Source organism: Paenibacillus sp. J22FR83, from assembly GCF_059691955.1.
This window is the reverse complement of record NZ_JCAUAM010000031.1, coordinates 43,385-59,485: the sequence shown is the minus strand read 5'-3', so window position 1 is coordinate 59,485 and position 16,101 is coordinate 43,385. Positions and strand designations below refer to the sequence as shown.

Below are 16,101 nucleotides of genomic sequence, written 5' to 3'. Positions count from 1 at the left end.
GCGTTCCCATCTCGAACACGACCGTTAAGCCTTCCAGCGTCGATGGTACTTGAACCGCAGGGTTCTGGGAGAGTAGAACGTTGCCAAGCAACTGCAATTGAAAGAGCCTTATCTAGAGAAGTCTAGGTAAGGCTCTTTTTTGCATTCATCGGTGACCATAGATCCCGATGAAACTGAAATAGCTGTATAAACTACAGTTATGATCCTCGATTTGCCCGGGAAAAATAAATTAGATGGAGAATCTACAGCTAAAAACAACCGAAATCTCAATTTTAGATTCCAACCTCGAAATTAGCTGTACAAAATCCATTTATATCGCCAAATGGGGCAAATGTTGCTGTATTAACTACATAAAATCCATCTATATGGAGCAATGGAAACAGATAAAGTAGCACCATCGGTGATCTTTAGAAGAATGTTGGTTAATTAAGCAATATCAACAGTTTTTATTAAAATACTTTCGAATAAATACCTAGGGAAGGTCAACAATAGTAAGGTTCACATGAGGCTATCGGACCTGTGAGGAAGACATTTTAAGAGCAGTACTTGTCAAAAAGAAAGGAAATGATTATAATTTAGTTAAGGTCAAAGAAAGTCAAAGTCAATTTACTTCTAGAAATCTGGGAGGCCGAATTGATGCGCAATGTATCAGAAATTATTGAACAGTATTTAAAGCATGTTTTGCAACAAAGTACGGAAGGGGCTATCGAGATTCAAAGGAACGATTTGGCGGACCAGTTTCAATGCGTGCCATCTCAAATCAACTATGTCATTAGTACAAGGTTTACCTTGGAAAAAGGTTATGTGGTGGAGAGTAAACGCGGCGGTGGCGGTTATATTCGGATCCAGAAGATCGAGCTCAAGAGTCATGGATCTATTCTAGATCACATTTTCCGTACGATCCATACCCACATTGATCAAGTCACCTCAGAGGGGCTCATTTATCAATTGCAAGAGGGGCATTATATTTCCACCAGAGAAGCTAACCTGATTCGGGCAGCGATATCCAGAGATGTATTGACCTTTAAACTCCCGCTGCGCGATGAAATTCGGGCTAAGATTCTTAAAGCTATGCTGATATCCTTGCTTAGCAGATAAGGAGGCAGATGGAATGGTTTGTCAGGAATGCGGGAAACGACCGGCGACTCTTCACTTCACTAAGATTGTGAATGGGGACAAGAACGAGTTCCACATTTGTGAGAATTGTGCCCGTGAGAAGGGCGAGATGATCCCAGGAACATCGAATGGCTTTTCGATTCATAATTTGCTATCAGGTTTACTTGATTTTGAACCATTGTCCGCGGCAAAGTCTCAGGCAATTCGCTGTGATAACTGCGGTCTTACGTACTCGCAATTCAGTAAATTAGGTCGGTTTGGTTGTGGGTCCTGTTATCAAAGCTTCTCGGTCAAACTAGACCCTCTTTTCAAGCGAGTGCATGGGAATATCGTACATGTTGGGAAAGTTCCCAAGCGAAGTGGCGGTATCATTCAAAGCAAGCGTGAAATCGATCTTTTGAAGAAAGATATGATGACCTGTATTGAAAGCGAAGAATTCGAGCAGGCTGCCCAGATACGTGACCAGATACGTGAGATTGAGAAGAAGATTGCGGGTATGTAGTTTGTAAGGGAGTGTGAATCCAGTGACATTACAGCGGTTTACAGGAGATGCTTTGAGTGAATGGATGAAGGGTGAAGGGCCAGAGTCGGATATTGTCATAAGCAGTCGAATCCGTATTGCTCGTAACCTGAGAGATTATCCATATCCCATGCTCGCGACCAATCAACAATCCCAAGAAGTGCTGGAACAGTTATCTGGTGTTCTTGAGAATGAAGAGTTGGAAACGATAAGCAACTTCTCGCTCATTCCACTCGCGGAGCTGAATGAGCTCGAGCGAATGGTGCTAGTGGAGAAACATTTGATTAGCCCAAATTTAGCTAACGAATCCAGGAATGGGGCCGTTATTTTAAGCGATAATGAATCCATCAGCATCATGATCAATGAAGAGGATCATCTTCGCATACAATGTTTATGTCCAGGTTTCCAAATTAAAGAGGTTTGGGATCTGGCGAACCAGATTGACGATATTTTTGAAACACAGATGGATTATGGATACGATGAAAAAAGAGGCTACCTCACGAGCTGCCCGACTAATGTCGGCACAGGAATCCGGGCTTCGGTTATGATGCACCTTCCTGCGTTAGTACTTAGTCAGCAAATTAATCGTATTTTATCCGCAGTTACACAAGTTGGGTTGACGGTTAGAGGATTATACGGAGAAGGTAGCGAAGCTTTAGGTAATCTATTCCAAATCTCTAATCAAATTACGTTAGGCCAATCGGAAGAAGAGATTATCGATAATTTATATAGTGTGGCCAGGCAAATTATTGAGCATGAACGCGCCGCGAGACATAAGCTATTGCAAGAGTCTAGAATGCGGATCATTGATCGTGTGAATCGATCACTCGGTATTCTATCCTATGCGGGGATTATGGACTCCAAGGAAGCGGCACAGCGGCTGTCAGATGTACGATTAGGTATCGATCTTGGTATCATCAACAATGTATCCTCCAATGTTCTCAATGAATTATTGGTCATGACGCAGCCTGGTTTTCTTCAGCAATATGCGGGTGAGAAGCTGAACGCAGAAGAGCGAGATATGCGACGGGCAGAACTGATTCGTGAGAAGTTTGGCAGGGTATAAAGAAAGAAGCAAGATAAGATTCATCCTTTAGGAATTCAATAGATATACTACTTTTGGAGGTGTTCGCTATGATGTTTGGCAGATTTACGGAACGTGCGCAGAAGGTGCTTTCTCTTGCTCAAGAGGAGGCTGTTCGATTAGGACATAACAATATTGGAACAGAGCACATTTTACTAGGACTTATTCGTGAAGGTGAAGGCATTGCTGCTAAAGCACTCGTTGCGCTCGGCCTAGGTCTTGAGAAAATTCAGGATGAGGTTGAATCTCTAATTGGCAGAGGGCAAGAGCAGCCGACTAACATCGCGTATACACCTAGAGCTAAGAAAGTCATCGAGTTATCGATGGATGAAGCGAGAAAATTAGGTCACACGTATGTGGGGACTGAACATATTTTGCTAGGACTTATCCGTGAGGGTGAAGGCGTAGCAGCAAGAGTGCTTAATAATTTAGGGGTTTCCTTGAATAAGGCACGTCAGCAAGTTCTACAATTGCTAGGTAGCAGCGAAACGGTGTCGCCTAGTCATGGTACCAATCCAAACGTGAACACGCCTACATTGGATGGTTTAGCAAGAGATCTGACTGCGTATGCGAAAGAGGGACATCTGGACCCAGTTATCGGTCGTAGCAAAGAGATTGAGCGTGTTATCCAAGTATTGAGCCGTAGAACGAAGAACAACCCGGTTCTGATCGGTGAACCAGGGGTTGGTAAAACAGCCATTGCGGAAGGCCTTGCACAGAAAATCATTAACAATGAAATTCCGGAAACGTTGAAAGATAAACGCGTTATGACACTTGATATGGGTTCTGTTGTTGCAGGGACGAAGTATCGCGGTGAATTCGAAGATCGCCTCAAAAAAATCATGGACGAAATTCGTCAAGCGGGCAATATCGTATTGTTCATTGATGAGCTTCACACCTTGATTGGCGCTGGTGGAGCGGAAGGTGCAATTGATGCTTCTAACATCTTGAAGCCGGCTCTTGCTCGCGGTGAGTTGCAATGTATCGGTGCTACAACGCTGGATGAGTACCGCAAATACATTGAGAAAGATGCTGCCTTGGAGCGTCGTTTCCAACCGATTACGGTAGATCAACCATCACCGGAAGAAGCGGTGCAAATACTCTATGGATTGCGTGATCGTTATGAAGCACATCACCGTGTGAAAATTACGGATGCTGCAATTCAAGAGGCGGTAAAGCTATCGGATCGTTACATCACGGATCGTTTCTTACCGGATAAAGCAATCGACTTGATCGACGAAGCGAGTTCCAAAGTGAGATTACGTTCTTATACGACGCCACCTTCATTGAAGCAGCTTGAAAGCAAGCTAGAGAATATCCGTAAAGAGAAGGATGCTGCGGTTCAAAGCCAAGAGTTCGAGAAAGCAGCAGGACTTCGTGATACGGAGCAAAAGCTTCGCGAAGAACTAGACTCCACGAAGAATGAGTGGAAAGAGAAACAAGGCCGTCTGGATACAGAAGTAACCCCAGATGATATTGCACAAATTGTAGCGAGCTGGACGGGAATTCCGGTTAGCAAGCTTGCTGAAGAAGAAACAGATCGTTTGCTCAAGATGGAAGATATCCTTCACGAGCGCGTCATTGGACAAGAAGAAGCGGTTAAAGCAGTAAGCCGTGCGATCCGCCGCGCAAGAGCTGGTTTGAAGGATCCGAAGCGTCCGATGGGCTCCTTTATCTTCCTTGGACCAACAGGTGTTGGTAAAACTGAGCTTGCACGTGCCTTGGCAGAATCCCTCTTCGGGGACGATAACGCTGTTGTTCGTATCGATATGTCCGAGTACATGGAGAAACATTCGACTTCTCGTTTAGTCGGTGCGCCTCCAGGGTATGTAGGGTATGAAGAAGGCGGTCAGCTGACTGAGAAAGTTCGCCGTAAGCCATATTCCGTTGTCCTACTCGATGAAATCGAGAAAGCACACCCTGAAGTGTTCAACATCCTGCTGCAAGTGTTGGAAGATGGTCGTTTAACGGATTCCAAAGGTCGTACCGTTGATTTCCGTAATACACTGATCATTATGACTTCCAACGTCGGTGCGGATATGATTAAAAAGAATTCTTCACTGGGCTTTACTGCTGCACTGGATGCGGGTAAAGACTATAGCAACATGAAAGACAAAGTGATGGGCGAATTGAAGAAAAGCTTCCGTCCTGAATTCCTTAACCGGATCGATGAAATCATCGTATTCCACTCTTTGGATGAAGCGCACATTGCTCAAATCGTTAGCTTAATGGCTGATGATCTGCGCAAGCGCCTGAAAGAGCAAGAGGTTGATTTCTTGTTAACGGATAAAGCAAAGATGTTCCTCGCTAAGGAAGGCTTTGATCCAACTTATGGTGCTCGTCCATTACGCAGAGCGATTCAGAAGCATATTGAAGATCGCTTATCAGAAGAATTGCTAAGAGGCAATATTGCCAAAGGCGATTCACTCACGATTGATGAGAATGAAGGCGAACTGGTTGTCCTGAAGGGCGAAGGCGTCTCATTAACGAAATAAAGGCAAGTGAAGAAGCATTTCACATCATCCGATAAGGATGGGGTGAAATGCTTTTTGTTTCAAATCGCAAATACTACTGGTATGACAGGATGCATTGGACAAAATCCCTTATGTGTGTTGCCTGTCCTATGGGACAGTGTCGTCGTTTATTTTGTTTGGGCACTTTCATGAGAAACATAAAAATGGTAAACTTTATGGTAAGGATAACCAAAAAGGATATCCCGATGTTAAGGAGCAATTTCTTCTATGAGTAAACAAAAAACTAAATTTAGTTGTCAAGAATGCGGTTATGAATCACCGAAATGGATGGGCAAGTGCCCAGGTTGCCAGTCATGGAATACGATGGTGGAAGAAATTGAAACGGTCGTTCGCACACAAGGTATGACATCTTCAATTCCCAAAACGAAAGAAAAAGCGATCCCCATCATACATATAGAAAGCAGCTCTGAACCGAGAGTTGTCACAAGTAACAAAGAATTAAATCGCGTCCTAGGCGGCGGAATTGTCCCTGGGTCACTTATCCTCGTTGGTGGAGATCCCGGAATTGGGAAATCAACCTTGCTTCTGCAAACGTCCTTCGAACTCACACAAGCCCAGCAAAAAGTCCTTTATATATCAGGAGAAGAGTCCATTAAGCAGACCAAGCTTCGTGCCGACCGCTTAAATGCGTCATCCCCGCTGTTATACGTATTATGTGAGACGAACCTCGAACTCATTGAGGAAGCTATACAAGAAACGAATCCTGATTTTCTCGTTATTGACTCGATCCAAACGGTATTCCACCCGGCGATTACATCGGCACCTGGAACCGTTTCACAGGTTCGAGAATGCACAGGCCATTTTATGAGAATAGCTAAGGGTAAGGGAATTGCAACGGTCCTAGTCGGGCATGTGACGAAGGAAGGGGCAATAGCAGGGCCTAGAATGTTGGAGCATATGGTTGATTGTGTGCTCTACTTTGAAGGGGAGCGGCATCATTCCTATCGTGTGTTAAGAGCGGTAAAGAATCGTTTCGGTTCAACCAATGAAATCGGTATCTTTGAAATGCAAGAGGTTGGTCTCGTAGAAGTGAACAACCCATCGGAACTATTTCTTTCCGAAAGGCCTCTAGGTGTGGCAGGTTCTGCCGTTGTGGCTAGTATGGAAGGGACGCGTCCCGTTTTAGTGGAGATTCAAGCGCTGGTGTCCTCGACAAATTTCCCATCTCCGAGAAGGATGGCGACGGGTGTTGACCACAATCGACTCTCCTTAATTATTGCCGTACTAGAGAAGCGTATGGGCATGTTCTTGCAAAATCAAGATGCTTATCTCAACGTGGCAGGTGGAATCAAGCTGGATGAACCAGCCGTGGATCTAGCTATAGCAATCAGCATTGCTTCCAGTTTCCGAGATCAACCGACGCAGCCATTTGATGCAGTGTTCGGTGAAATCGGCTTAACGGGAGAAGTCCGCGGTGTCTCTCGCATTGATCAACGTGTGAAGGAAGCAGAGAAGCTTGGTTTCCGCAGAGTGATTATGCCTGAGAAAAGTTTGAAGGGGTGGACACATCCGAAAGGGATGGAGATTATTGGGGTTAACACGGTAGCTGAAGCATTGAAAGCAGCACTGGGTTAGGATAAGTTCTGCAAGCTATAAGCCTTCAGGAGGAAAATGATGAGTAAAGAAGAGATGAAACGAGATGTGATGAGCCAATTGCTCCAACTGGTAGCACCTGGTACGCCATTTCGTGATGGTTTGGAGAATGTCTTACGCGCCAAAACAGGCGGACTGATCGTTGTTGGCTTCAGTTCAGAAGTAACCGAAATCGTGGATGGCGGTTTCTCCATAAATTGCGATTTTTCACCTAACTATTTGTATGAGCTTGCCAAAATGGATGGAGCGATAATCCTCAGTGAGGACATCAAGCGTATCCTTTATGCGAACACACAATTGATTCCGGATTCCTCCATTTCCTCCTCAGAAACGGGGATTAGACACCGAACAGCAGAGCGTGTGGCAAAGCAAACGAATAAATTAGTTGTTTCCATTTCACAGCGGCGGAATGTAATTACCCTATATCAAGGTAATTTGAGATATGCGCTCAAGGATATCGGTGTCATCCTGACCAAAGCGAACCAAGCGATCCAAACGTTGGAGCGTTACAAGGTTGTGTTGGATCAGTCGCTAACCAATCTAAGTGCATCGGAGTTCGAGGAACTAGTTACCTTGCATGATATTACGAATGTTATCGCCAGATTCGAGATGGTCCTACGTATCAAGGCGGAAATTAATCGTTATATTAACGAACTTGGCAATGAAGGACGATTAATTAGTATGCAATTAGAAGAACTTGTTGGGAATGCGGAACTTGAAGCGCGTTTGCTCGTAAAAGATTATGTAAGAGAATTATCAGAAGATAGAGTCAAGGAGATGCAGGCGGGTTTGAAGCGTCTGTCATCTGATGAACTGCTTGAGCCCCAGCAAATTATTCGCTTGCTAGGGTATTCTCATACCAATTCGATTGCTGAAGAGCCTGTTTCCCCACGTGGCTTCCGCATTTTAGGCAAAATTCCGCGATTACCATCCATCATTATTGGTAATCTAGTTGAGAAGTTTGGCTACTTGCCACACATGATGATGGCGACAATCGAGGAATTGGATGAAGTTGACGGAATCGGAGAAGTGAGAGCCCGCGCCATTAAGGAAGGTCTCAAGAGAATTCAAGAACAAGTGTTCATTGACAGACATATTTAAAGTGGATACAATCATAAAGTATCATTGTTAAGGTTTCATGTAGTCAAGTTTAGGGTATAGTAAATCCAGAGGTGGACAAAAACATATGTTAACGAAATCAATTCCCAGTCTCTTTACAGTAGGGAACTTATTCCTAGGCGTACTATCGATTATCCTAGCCTTCAGTGGAGAACATGGCGTAGCTGCCGTTCTTGTCATTGTCGCTATGCTATTGGATGGACTCGATGGACGTGTTGCGAGAGCGTTGAACGCTCAAAGTGAGTTTGGTAAAGAATTAGACTCCTTATCCGATGTGATCTCTTTCGGTGTCGCTCCTGCTTTCATCATGTACGTCGTTGCATTCAACGATCCAACAGTCATTAGCCCAGCTTTCGCTTGGATTGTCACAGCGATCTTCCCGATTTGTGGAGCGCTGCGTCTAGCTAGATTCAATGTCGTTGCCGGTACGCCTGGCTATTTCATCGGTTTACCGATTCCAGCAGCAGGCGGTGTTCTCTGTACATTAGCTCTTTTCGTGAATGATATTAACGTGTATGTGCTTCTTGTAAGTACAGTCCTATTGTCATACTTAATGGTTTCCACAGTGAAATATCCGAATTTCAAAAAAGCGGGTATTCCTAAGGCTGCGATTTGGATTACGCCAATTATCGTTGCAGCAGCAATTCTAATTGCAATCAAATGGCCAGAATCCATTTCCAAAATGATTTTCGTACCGCTTCTTGGGTATGCGCTCTACGGCCTAAAAAAAAACGTTGATGGGTACTTCATCCGTCTCCGTAATCTTCGCAGAAAGAACAAAAGACGTGGCGTAGATGACAACAATTCAGTGAAATCTGACGTGTAAGCACTTTGTTCGAAAATAAAAAGCATTTATTTTCTCCTGATATCAGGAAGAAAATAAATGCTTTTTTTGTTTTCATCATCATGACATGTTGAATAGGCCTAGTGTTGTACATTTCTTTGATTCATTCTCAACGACTTGCTCCAAATTAATATCAAGAATGTTACTTAGGGCAGACATGTAGAAGAGATTCCTGCCTAGCTCGCTACTCACGACCTCGATGCATTGTTCACACAAGTGACCAGATACATGGGTGCCTAGAACATCCTTAGCCTCATCCAAGGTCATCTCTGGATGATACTCTTGCTTAGCTGCATGGACTTGGATACATCCACATTCCGTAATGGATTTCACCACGGAACGGTTGGCAGCTGCGCCTGATTGTTGAAATTTGGATAAGACATCAAGCAGACTGCGGTGACGGAGTAACAATTCAGACACTTGATCTTGAAACTGCTTTAAAGTCAAGGAGCTCATTCCATCCACCTCGGGTAGGTTGGTAACTTCCATTTCATTATAATGGATGCCCTCTAATATTTCAATTTTCCAACGAAAGAAGTGATTAACGTTGCATAAATTGGAACATAATTGTAATAAGGCTTGAAAAATGTGATCCAGGAGGTGAATCTGTGATGAAGAAATGGGTACAAATCATTTTAGCAATCATGGGTGGCAGTTTAGGTTATAGGTGGAGTGATTCGTTCTTACAAACGACGGATATGACAAGTCAAGCAGGACAAGTATTTTGGATTAATATGTTATGTGCAGTAGGGATGTTTTTGATTTCAGCGTGGGTAGCTAACATTGGCATGAACTTGCTGATGAGAGGTGAGCGCAATGTCACGGATATTCCCGTGTCGGACTTGCTTTCTGGTACATTAGGACTCGTGATTGGGCTATTGGTTTCAGTCATGCTATTTCCCGTGCTTGAGCAAGCCAAATGGGCAGGGCCTTTCTTACCTTTCCTCGTATCAGCTGTATTGGGCGTTATGGGCTTCCGTATCGGCTACAGCAAGCGGGAAGAACTGGTGCAGGTTATTGCGAAGAGCCGATCTGGCGGTCCTGAGAAGCAGACACATCGTCCGTATGAGGAACATAAGATTTTGGATACGAGTGTCATCATCGATGGCCGAATCGCGGATATTTGCAAAACAGGATTTATCGAGGGAACCCTGGTTATCCCGGAGTTCGTCTTGGAAGAGTTGCAGCATATTGCGGACTCATCCGATCTCTTGAAGCGAAACCGTGGGCGTCGCGGGCTGGACATTTTGAACAAAATCCAAAAAGAACTTGAAGTGAAAGTCCTCATCTATGAAGGGGATTTCGAAGAAATCGCGGAAGTGGACAGCAAGCTGGTGCGCTTAGCCAAAGTGCTTCAAGGGAAAGTAATTACGAATGATTTTAACCTGAATAAAGTGTGTGAACTGCAAGGTGTATCGGTGCTTAATATCAATGACCTTGCGAATGCGGTGAAGCCAGTTGTTCTGCCGGGAGAAGAAATTATTGTTCAAGTCATTAAAGACGGCAAAGAACATGGACAAGGTGTTGCTTATCTGGATGATGGCACGATGATCGTTGTTGAAGGTGGACGCGATTTCATCGGTATGACGCTGGAAGTGATGGTAACGAGTGTGCTTCAGACTTCGGCGGGACGGATGATTTTTGCGAAACCAAAACTATTGGAAAAAGCACAGTAAAACCAGTATGATAAGGAGATGTAACATAGCTCTTTCAAGTTGACTTGGGCTTATGATTACGAAGAAAGCTTTCGTGTGAAAGCGCCAAGTTGGAGGACTTATGGGGAAGCTAGGAGTTATCATCGTAGCAGCGGGCAAAGGTTCGCGCATGGGTACAGCAGAAAGCAAACAATACCTGCAACTGGGACAGAAGCCAATTCTGGTACATACCTTGCAATTATTTCAAAACATACATGAAGTGGATGAAATTATTCTCGTTGTGGGTGCCCATGATGTGAATCGCTGTAACGGTTATGTCACGAGCTATGAACTTACGAAGGTTACAAGTGTGCTAGCTGGTGGCGCAGAGCGGCAAGATTCCGTTAGACAAGGTCTCCAAGCATTACAAGAGGGCACGCATTGGGTACTTGTGCATGACGGTGTTCGCCCTTTCGTGAAAAAAGAACATATGTTCGAATGTCTGGAGAAGGCACAAGAACTAGGAGCAGCGGTCTTAGCCGTTCCGGTCAAAGATACAATTAAAGTCGTGGATGCCGCAGATAAGCGCATTCAATCAACACCGGATAGACGAAGCTTGTGGGCGATCCAAACGCCGCAGGCTTTTCGTCTTTCTCTCCTGCAGGAGGCCCATGAGAAGGCGCAGCAAGATGGGTTCATGGGGACGGATGACGCGAGTTTAGTGGAGCGTTTAGGTGCTGCAGTGCATGTGGTAGAAGGGGACTATTATAATATCAAGATAACGACCCCAGAAGATTTACCTTGGGCAGAATGGATTTTACATAACGTAAGGGGAGAGGAACGCACATGATTCGTGTAGGAAATGGATTCGATGTTCATCAATTAGTAGAGGGTCGTAAATGCATCATTGGAGGCGTAACGATTCCTTATGAAAAAGGGTTGCTGGGGCACTCCGATGCGGACGTGCTGTTGCATGCTGTTAGTGATGCGATTCTAGGCGCACTAGGTCTTGGTGATATCGGGAAGCATTTCCCAGATACGGCTGCCGAGTACAAAGATGCGGATAGTTTAGTCTTGTTGAAGCGGGTATGGCAATTAGCGAAGGAGAAGGGCTACAAATTGGGGAATGCAGATTCCACGATTATCGCTCAAAAACCGAAGATGCTGCCGTATATCCCGCAAATGGTTGAGATTATCGCCGCTGCTTTGGAGGCAGAGGTGGATCAAGTCAATGTGAAAGCGACGACGACAGAGTGGCTTGGTTTTACAGGACGTGGCGAAGGAATCGCAGCACAATCGGTTGTTTGTTTAATTCGCGATGTGATAAAATAGCAGATATTGCATGGAAGAAGAAAAGGGGATACAACGATGAGTCAGCCTTTACGCGTGCGTTATGCACCTAGTCCGACTGGACATTTACATATTGGCGGTGCCCGTACAGCACTGTTTGATTATCTATTAGCTCGTAAGAATAGCGGCGCATTTGTTGTGCGCTTTGAAGATACGGATCAAACGCGTCATAAGGAGTCTGGTATCGAAGACCAGTTGAATGGTCTGAGATGGCTTGGCCTAGAGTGGGATGAAAGTGTGGATATCGGAGGCCCTTACGGTCCTTACCGTCAGATGGAGAGACTAGATATCTACAAGACATACTTAGATAAATTGTTGGAGAGCGGTCATGCCTACGGTTGCTATTGCTCCGAAGCAGATTTAGAGCAAGAACGCGCGGAACAAGAGGCTAGTGGTGAAATGGGCGGCTATTCCGGCAAATGCCGTAACTTGACGCCTGAGCAAATTGCTGCGTACCAAGCGGAAGGCCGTGTGCCTTCAACGCGTTTCCGTGTGCCAGCAGATCGGATCATTGCCATTGAAGATAAGGTTCGTGAGCATGTAGAATTCGATTCCAATGGAATTGGCGATTTCATTATCGCGCGTCCAGATGGTATCCCTACTTACAACTTTGCTGTAATCGTGGATGATCATTTGATGAAAATTAACTTGGTTATTCGTGGGGAAGAACATTTATCTAATACACCTAGGCAGATTCTGATGTACGAAGCGCTGGATATGCCGATACCGGAATTTGCACATTTGTCTTTGATTTTGAATACAGATCGTAAAAAGATGAGCAAACGGGATGAGTCCATCATCCAGTTCATTGAGCAGTACAAAGAGCTGGGCTATCTGCCTGAAGCAGTAGTTAACTTTATTGCCCTTCTTGGTTGGTCTCCAGGTGGAGAAGAAGAGATGTTCACGAAGGAAGAATTGATCGCGCAGTTTGATCTGGATCGTGTATCCAAGAGCCCGGCTGTGTTTGATATGGATAAATTGAATTGGATGAACAATGCTTATCTGAAAAAGGCGCCACTGTCCCGCATTGTAGACCTTTGTCTGCCGCATTTGCGCAAAGCTGGCTACCTGCAACAAGGTGACTTGGACGCGACTACTGGGGCATGGGTCGAGGCATTGGTTGGCCTCAATCAAGAAAGAATGCGCTACGCGGCGGAAATCGTGGACTTGTCTGCGATCTTCTTCAAGGAAGAACTGGTCATCGACGAGGAAGCAGCTGCCATCCTGAAAGAAGAGCACGTGCCAGTCGTGTTGACGAGCTTCTTGGCGCAGGTCGAGCAAGCGGAAGCTTTCACGGTTGAAGCGATGCCAGCGCTGCTGAAGGCCGTGCAGAAGGAAACAGGATTCAAAGGGAAGCAACTGTTCATGTCTGTTCGCTCTGCGCTGACAGGTCAAGTCCATGGACCGGATCTGAATGTGTCCCTTTTCTTGCTTGGAAAAGAAAAAGTTGTTTCACGCCTTCGGAGCTTATTGTAAAGCGAGGTTCTTTTCGCTATACTTAACTCAATGTAATAGGAAATGCGATGATCAGGAGAGTATGGTTCCGTGAGGATTTGTCAGAGAGGATAATCAAGGCCGTGAGGCTTTGGCTGTGAGTTATCCAATCCTTGTAATCAGAAATGCACCTGGGAGCAGCCGCGCCGAATACTCGTTAGGAGTAGGGTAGGCGCAGCCGGCACACCCACGTTACGGGTTTGAGTTGGGAGACTTCCGAGTCACCAAGCAGAGTGGAACCGCGATAACCACGCCTCTGCAGCCTTAGGGCTGCAGGGGCTTTTTTTAATTTATATCAACATTATTCTAGCAAGAAGGTGAGCAGTATGTGGTCAACGATCAAATCTGATATATCCGCCGTGTTCGATAACGACCCTGCAGCACGAAGTTGGTTTGAGGTTGTTTTTACGTATTCGGGGCTTCATGCGATTTGGTCGCATCGGATTGGGCATTGGTTTTATACAAGAAGGATGTATACCCTGGCACGTATCGTTTCTCAAATAAGCAGATTCATGACAGGCATCGAGATCCATCCAGGAGCTACAATTGGCAAAAGGTTGTTTATTGACCACGGGATGGGTGTGGTCATCGGAGAGACCTGTGAGATCGGTGATGATGTCATCTTGTACCAGGGTGTAACTTTGGGTGGAACGGGGAAAGAGAAAGGTAAGAGACACCCAACAATTGGCAATAATGTAGTTATTGGGTCTGGTGCCAAAATTCTCGGATCCTTCCTCGTAGGTGAGAATTCACGTGTTGGGTCGAATGCGGTTGTGATTCAGGAAGTTCCCCCTAACAGCACGGTGGTTACGGTTCCGGCCAAGGTCGTGAAACGAGATGGTGTTCGTGTAAACCGGTTGGACCATGGCAATTTGCCTGATCCCATCGTTGATATTTTTCAAGAATTGCAGCAACAAATTAATGAGTTGAAATTCCAGTTAGAAGAAGAACGGAAGCAGAATGGAGAATTGAGGAGAACATGACACTCAAAGTATATAATACCTTAACGCGCAAGAAGGAAGAGTTCATTCCGATTGAGCCTGGCAAAGTGAAGATGTACGTATGTGGTCCAACCGTATACAACTATATTCATATTGGTAACGGCCGGCCTGTTATATTTTTCGACGTCGTTCGCCGTTATTTGGAATCGCAGCAGTATGAGGTCAACTACATTACTAACTTTACCGATGTGGATGATAAAATGATTCGCAAAGCCGAGGAGATGGCGGTTTCCGTACCCGAACTTGCCGAAACGTTCATCGCGGCTTTCTTAGAAGATATTCAATCTTTAGGCGTTCATGAAGCGACGTTGAACCCGCGTGTAACGGAGAACATTCAAGAAATCATCGATTTCATAGCTGCGCTTGTAGAGAAGGATTTCGCCTATGAAGCTCGTGGCGATGTTTACTATCGGACTTCTAAATTCATGGATTACGGCAAGCTTTCCAAACAAAATTTGGAAGAGCTTCAGCACGGAATTCGGATTGAAGTGGATGAGCGCAAAGAGAATCCTCAAGACTTCGTCCTATGGAAAGCGGCGAAGCCAGGAGAGATTTATTGGGATAGCCCTTGGGGCCAAGGTCGCCCAGGCTGGCATATTGAGTGCTCTGCGATGGTGCGCAAATATTTGGGCGAAACGATTGATATTCACGGAGGCGGGCAAGATTTAACATTCCCTCACCATGAATGTGAGATTGCTCAAACCGAAGCGGTAACGGGTCATCCGATGGCCAATTATTGGTTGCACAATGCTTTTCTAAATATCGATAATGAGAAAATGTCGAAATCACTCGGAAATGGTATTTTAATTCGAGATCTCATTAAACAAATTAAACCGGAAGTATTCCGCTTCTTTATGTTATCCGCCCACTATCGGAATCCACTTAATTTCAGTGACGAGAGCTTGAAGCAAGCGACCAATGCGTTGGAACGGATTCAGAATGCTTACGATAATATGAAGCACCGATTAGCTACGGCATCTGCAACGGGTGAAGTTGAAACGGGTATCACAGATAAACTGCAGTCCATATCGAATCAATTTGTGGATAAAATGAATGATGATTTCAATACGCCGGACGCGATTACAGCGGTGTTCGATCTAGTTGCGGAAGCGAACTTGTACTTGCAACAGGAGCGGGTGAACGCGGATGCCGTGAAGCTATTCATGGAGCAGTTAGAAGCATTCGATGCAACGCTCGGCATTCTTTCTCAACAAGCGGATGAATTGCTGGATGAAGAGATTGAACAACTGATCCTTGAACGGACAGAGTCTCGGAAATCGAAGAATTGGGCGCGCGCGGATGAAATTCGTGACTTGCTGACGGAGAAAGGGATATTCCTTGAAGATACACCGCAAGGTATTCGCTGGCGCCGCAAATGACCGAAATGAAGCTAGACGCTGCTAACTTATTTTTGTTCCCTCCATCGAAAAGTCCGCATTTATTAAACCCGCTAGTGTTAGCGTATATTGGGGATGCGGTGTATGAAGTCTACATTCGGCAATATGTCATCTCGGGGGCGAATCATCGCCCTAATCATTTGCATAAGGCCTCTACGGGATTCGTCTCGGCCAAAGCGCAGTCCAAGTTATTAACGGCCTTGATGCCAACACTAACGGAAGAAGAAGTGGACATCGTGAAGCGGGGGCGTAACGCCAAATCGGGAACAACAGCCAAAAACGCGGATGTGTTGGAATATCGACACAGCACCGCGTTTGAGTGCTTAATCGGATATTTATATTACAAACAATCCTTTGAACGATTGAAAGAGATTCTAGACTTTGCAATCACGTTTAATGATAAACAGAAATAGAT

15 protein-coding genes and 1 rRNA gene are annotated in these 16,101 nt (G+C 45.1%); 15 read left to right on the top strand and 1 reads right to left on the bottom strand.

Annotated elements, in window-relative coordinates:
- The 8 genes from rrf to pssA all read left to right on the top strand — a co-directional run.
- A 5S ribosomal RNA gene (gene rrf, locus AC58PV_RS33740) occupies positions 1–89 on the top strand; the annotation flags it as partial.
- A gap of 547 nt (positions 90–636) precedes the next feature.
- Positions 637–1,098 carry a CtsR family transcriptional regulator gene (locus tag AC58PV_RS33735; protein ID WP_056618373.1) on the top strand — a complete coding sequence of 154 codons (462 nt, stop codon included), beginning with the start codon at positions 637–639 and terminating at the stop codon, positions 1,096–1,098.
- 13 nt (positions 1,099–1,111) lie between these two features.
- Positions 1,112–1,618: a protein-arginine kinase activator protein McsA gene (mcsA, locus tag AC58PV_RS33730; RefSeq protein WP_056618372.1), complete on the top strand. Its 507-nt coding sequence runs from the start codon at positions 1,112–1,114 to the stop codon at positions 1,616–1,618.
- Between the two features lie 22 nt (positions 1,619–1,640).
- Entirely contained in the window at positions 1,641–2,702 is a 1,062-nt protein-coding gene (gene mcsB / locus AC58PV_RS33725) for a protein-arginine kinase McsB (RefSeq protein ID WP_497437363.1), read from the top strand.
- Between the two features lie 68 nt (positions 2,703–2,770).
- A complete protein-coding gene (gene clpC / locus AC58PV_RS33720) occupies positions 2,771–5,215 on the top strand; it encodes an ATP-dependent protease ATP-binding subunit ClpC (RefSeq protein WP_310502688.1) in 2,445 nt (814 codons plus the stop codon).
- Positions 5,216–5,461: 246 nt separating this feature from the next.
- Positions 5,462–6,829, top strand: a complete 1,368-nt coding sequence (radA, locus tag AC58PV_RS33715) for a DNA repair protein RadA (protein WP_497437362.1) — start codon at positions 5,462–5,464, stop codon at positions 6,827–6,829.
- A 39-nt stretch (positions 6,830–6,868) separates the two neighbouring features.
- The gene (gene disA / locus AC58PV_RS33710) at positions 6,869–7,948 is read left to right on the top strand and encodes a DNA integrity scanning diadenylate cyclase DisA (RefSeq protein ID WP_082593528.1); all 1,080 of its coding nucleotides are present in this window, start codon (positions 6,869–6,871) and stop codon (positions 7,946–7,948) included.
- Positions 7,949–8,033: 85 nt separating this feature from the next.
- Positions 8,034–8,792 carry a CDP-diacylglycerol--serine O-phosphatidyltransferase gene (pssA, locus tag AC58PV_RS33705; protein ID WP_068661861.1) on the top strand — a complete coding sequence of 253 codons (759 nt, stop codon included), beginning with the start codon at positions 8,034–8,036 and terminating at the stop codon, positions 8,790–8,792.
- Between the two features lie 78 nt (positions 8,793–8,870).
- Here the strand turns inward: pssA and AC58PV_RS33700 are convergent, their stop codons facing one another.
- The gene (locus AC58PV_RS33700) at positions 8,871–9,266 is read right to left on the bottom strand and encodes a hypothetical protein (RefSeq protein ID WP_056618352.1); all 396 of its coding nucleotides are present in this window, start codon (positions 9,264–9,266) and stop codon (positions 8,871–8,873) included.
- A gap of 152 nt (positions 9,267–9,418) precedes the next feature.
- Between AC58PV_RS33700 and AC58PV_RS33695 the strand changes: the two genes are divergently transcribed.
- The 7 genes from AC58PV_RS33695 (at position 9,419) to AC58PV_RS33665 (ending at position 16,099) form a co-directional block, all read left to right on the top strand.
- Positions 9,419–10,486, top strand: a complete 1,068-nt coding sequence (locus AC58PV_RS33695; RefSeq protein ID WP_497437360.1) for a PIN/TRAM domain-containing protein — start codon at positions 9,419–9,421, stop codon at positions 10,484–10,486.
- Between the two features lie 100 nt (positions 10,487–10,586).
- A complete protein-coding gene (gene ispD / locus AC58PV_RS33690; RefSeq protein WP_497437359.1) occupies positions 10,587–11,294 on the top strand; it encodes a 2-C-methyl-D-erythritol 4-phosphate cytidylyltransferase in 708 nt (235 codons plus the stop codon).
- Positions 11,291–11,776 (top strand): 2-C-methyl-D-erythritol 2,4-cyclodiphosphate synthase, encoded by a 486-nt coding sequence (gene ispF / locus AC58PV_RS33685; protein ID WP_497437357.1) that lies wholly within the window; start codon positions 11,291–11,293, stop codon positions 11,774–11,776. The genes ispD and ispF overlap by 4 nt, the downstream gene beginning before the upstream one ends.
- 36 nt (positions 11,777–11,812) lie before the next feature.
- On the top strand, positions 11,813–13,270 hold the full coding sequence (gene gltX / locus AC58PV_RS33680) for a glutamate--tRNA ligase (protein ID WP_497437355.1): 1,458 nt from the start codon (positions 11,813–11,815) through the stop codon (positions 13,268–13,270).
- Positions 13,271–13,614: 344 nt separating this feature from the next.
- Positions 13,615–14,271 (top strand): serine O-acetyltransferase, encoded by a 657-nt coding sequence (cysE, locus tag AC58PV_RS33675; RefSeq protein ID WP_497437354.1) that lies wholly within the window; start codon positions 13,615–13,617, stop codon positions 14,269–14,271.
- A complete protein-coding gene (gene cysS / locus AC58PV_RS33670) occupies positions 14,268–15,668 on the top strand; it encodes a cysteine--tRNA ligase (protein WP_497437353.1) in 1,401 nt (466 codons plus the stop codon). The genes cysE and cysS overlap by 4 nt, the downstream gene beginning before the upstream one ends.
- A complete protein-coding gene (locus AC58PV_RS33665; RefSeq protein WP_497437352.1) occupies positions 15,665–16,099 on the top strand; it encodes a Mini-ribonuclease 3 in 435 nt (144 codons plus the stop codon). Before cysS ends, AC58PV_RS33665 begins: the two co-directional genes overlap by 4 nt.
- Positions 16,100–16,101 lie beyond the last annotated feature (2 nt).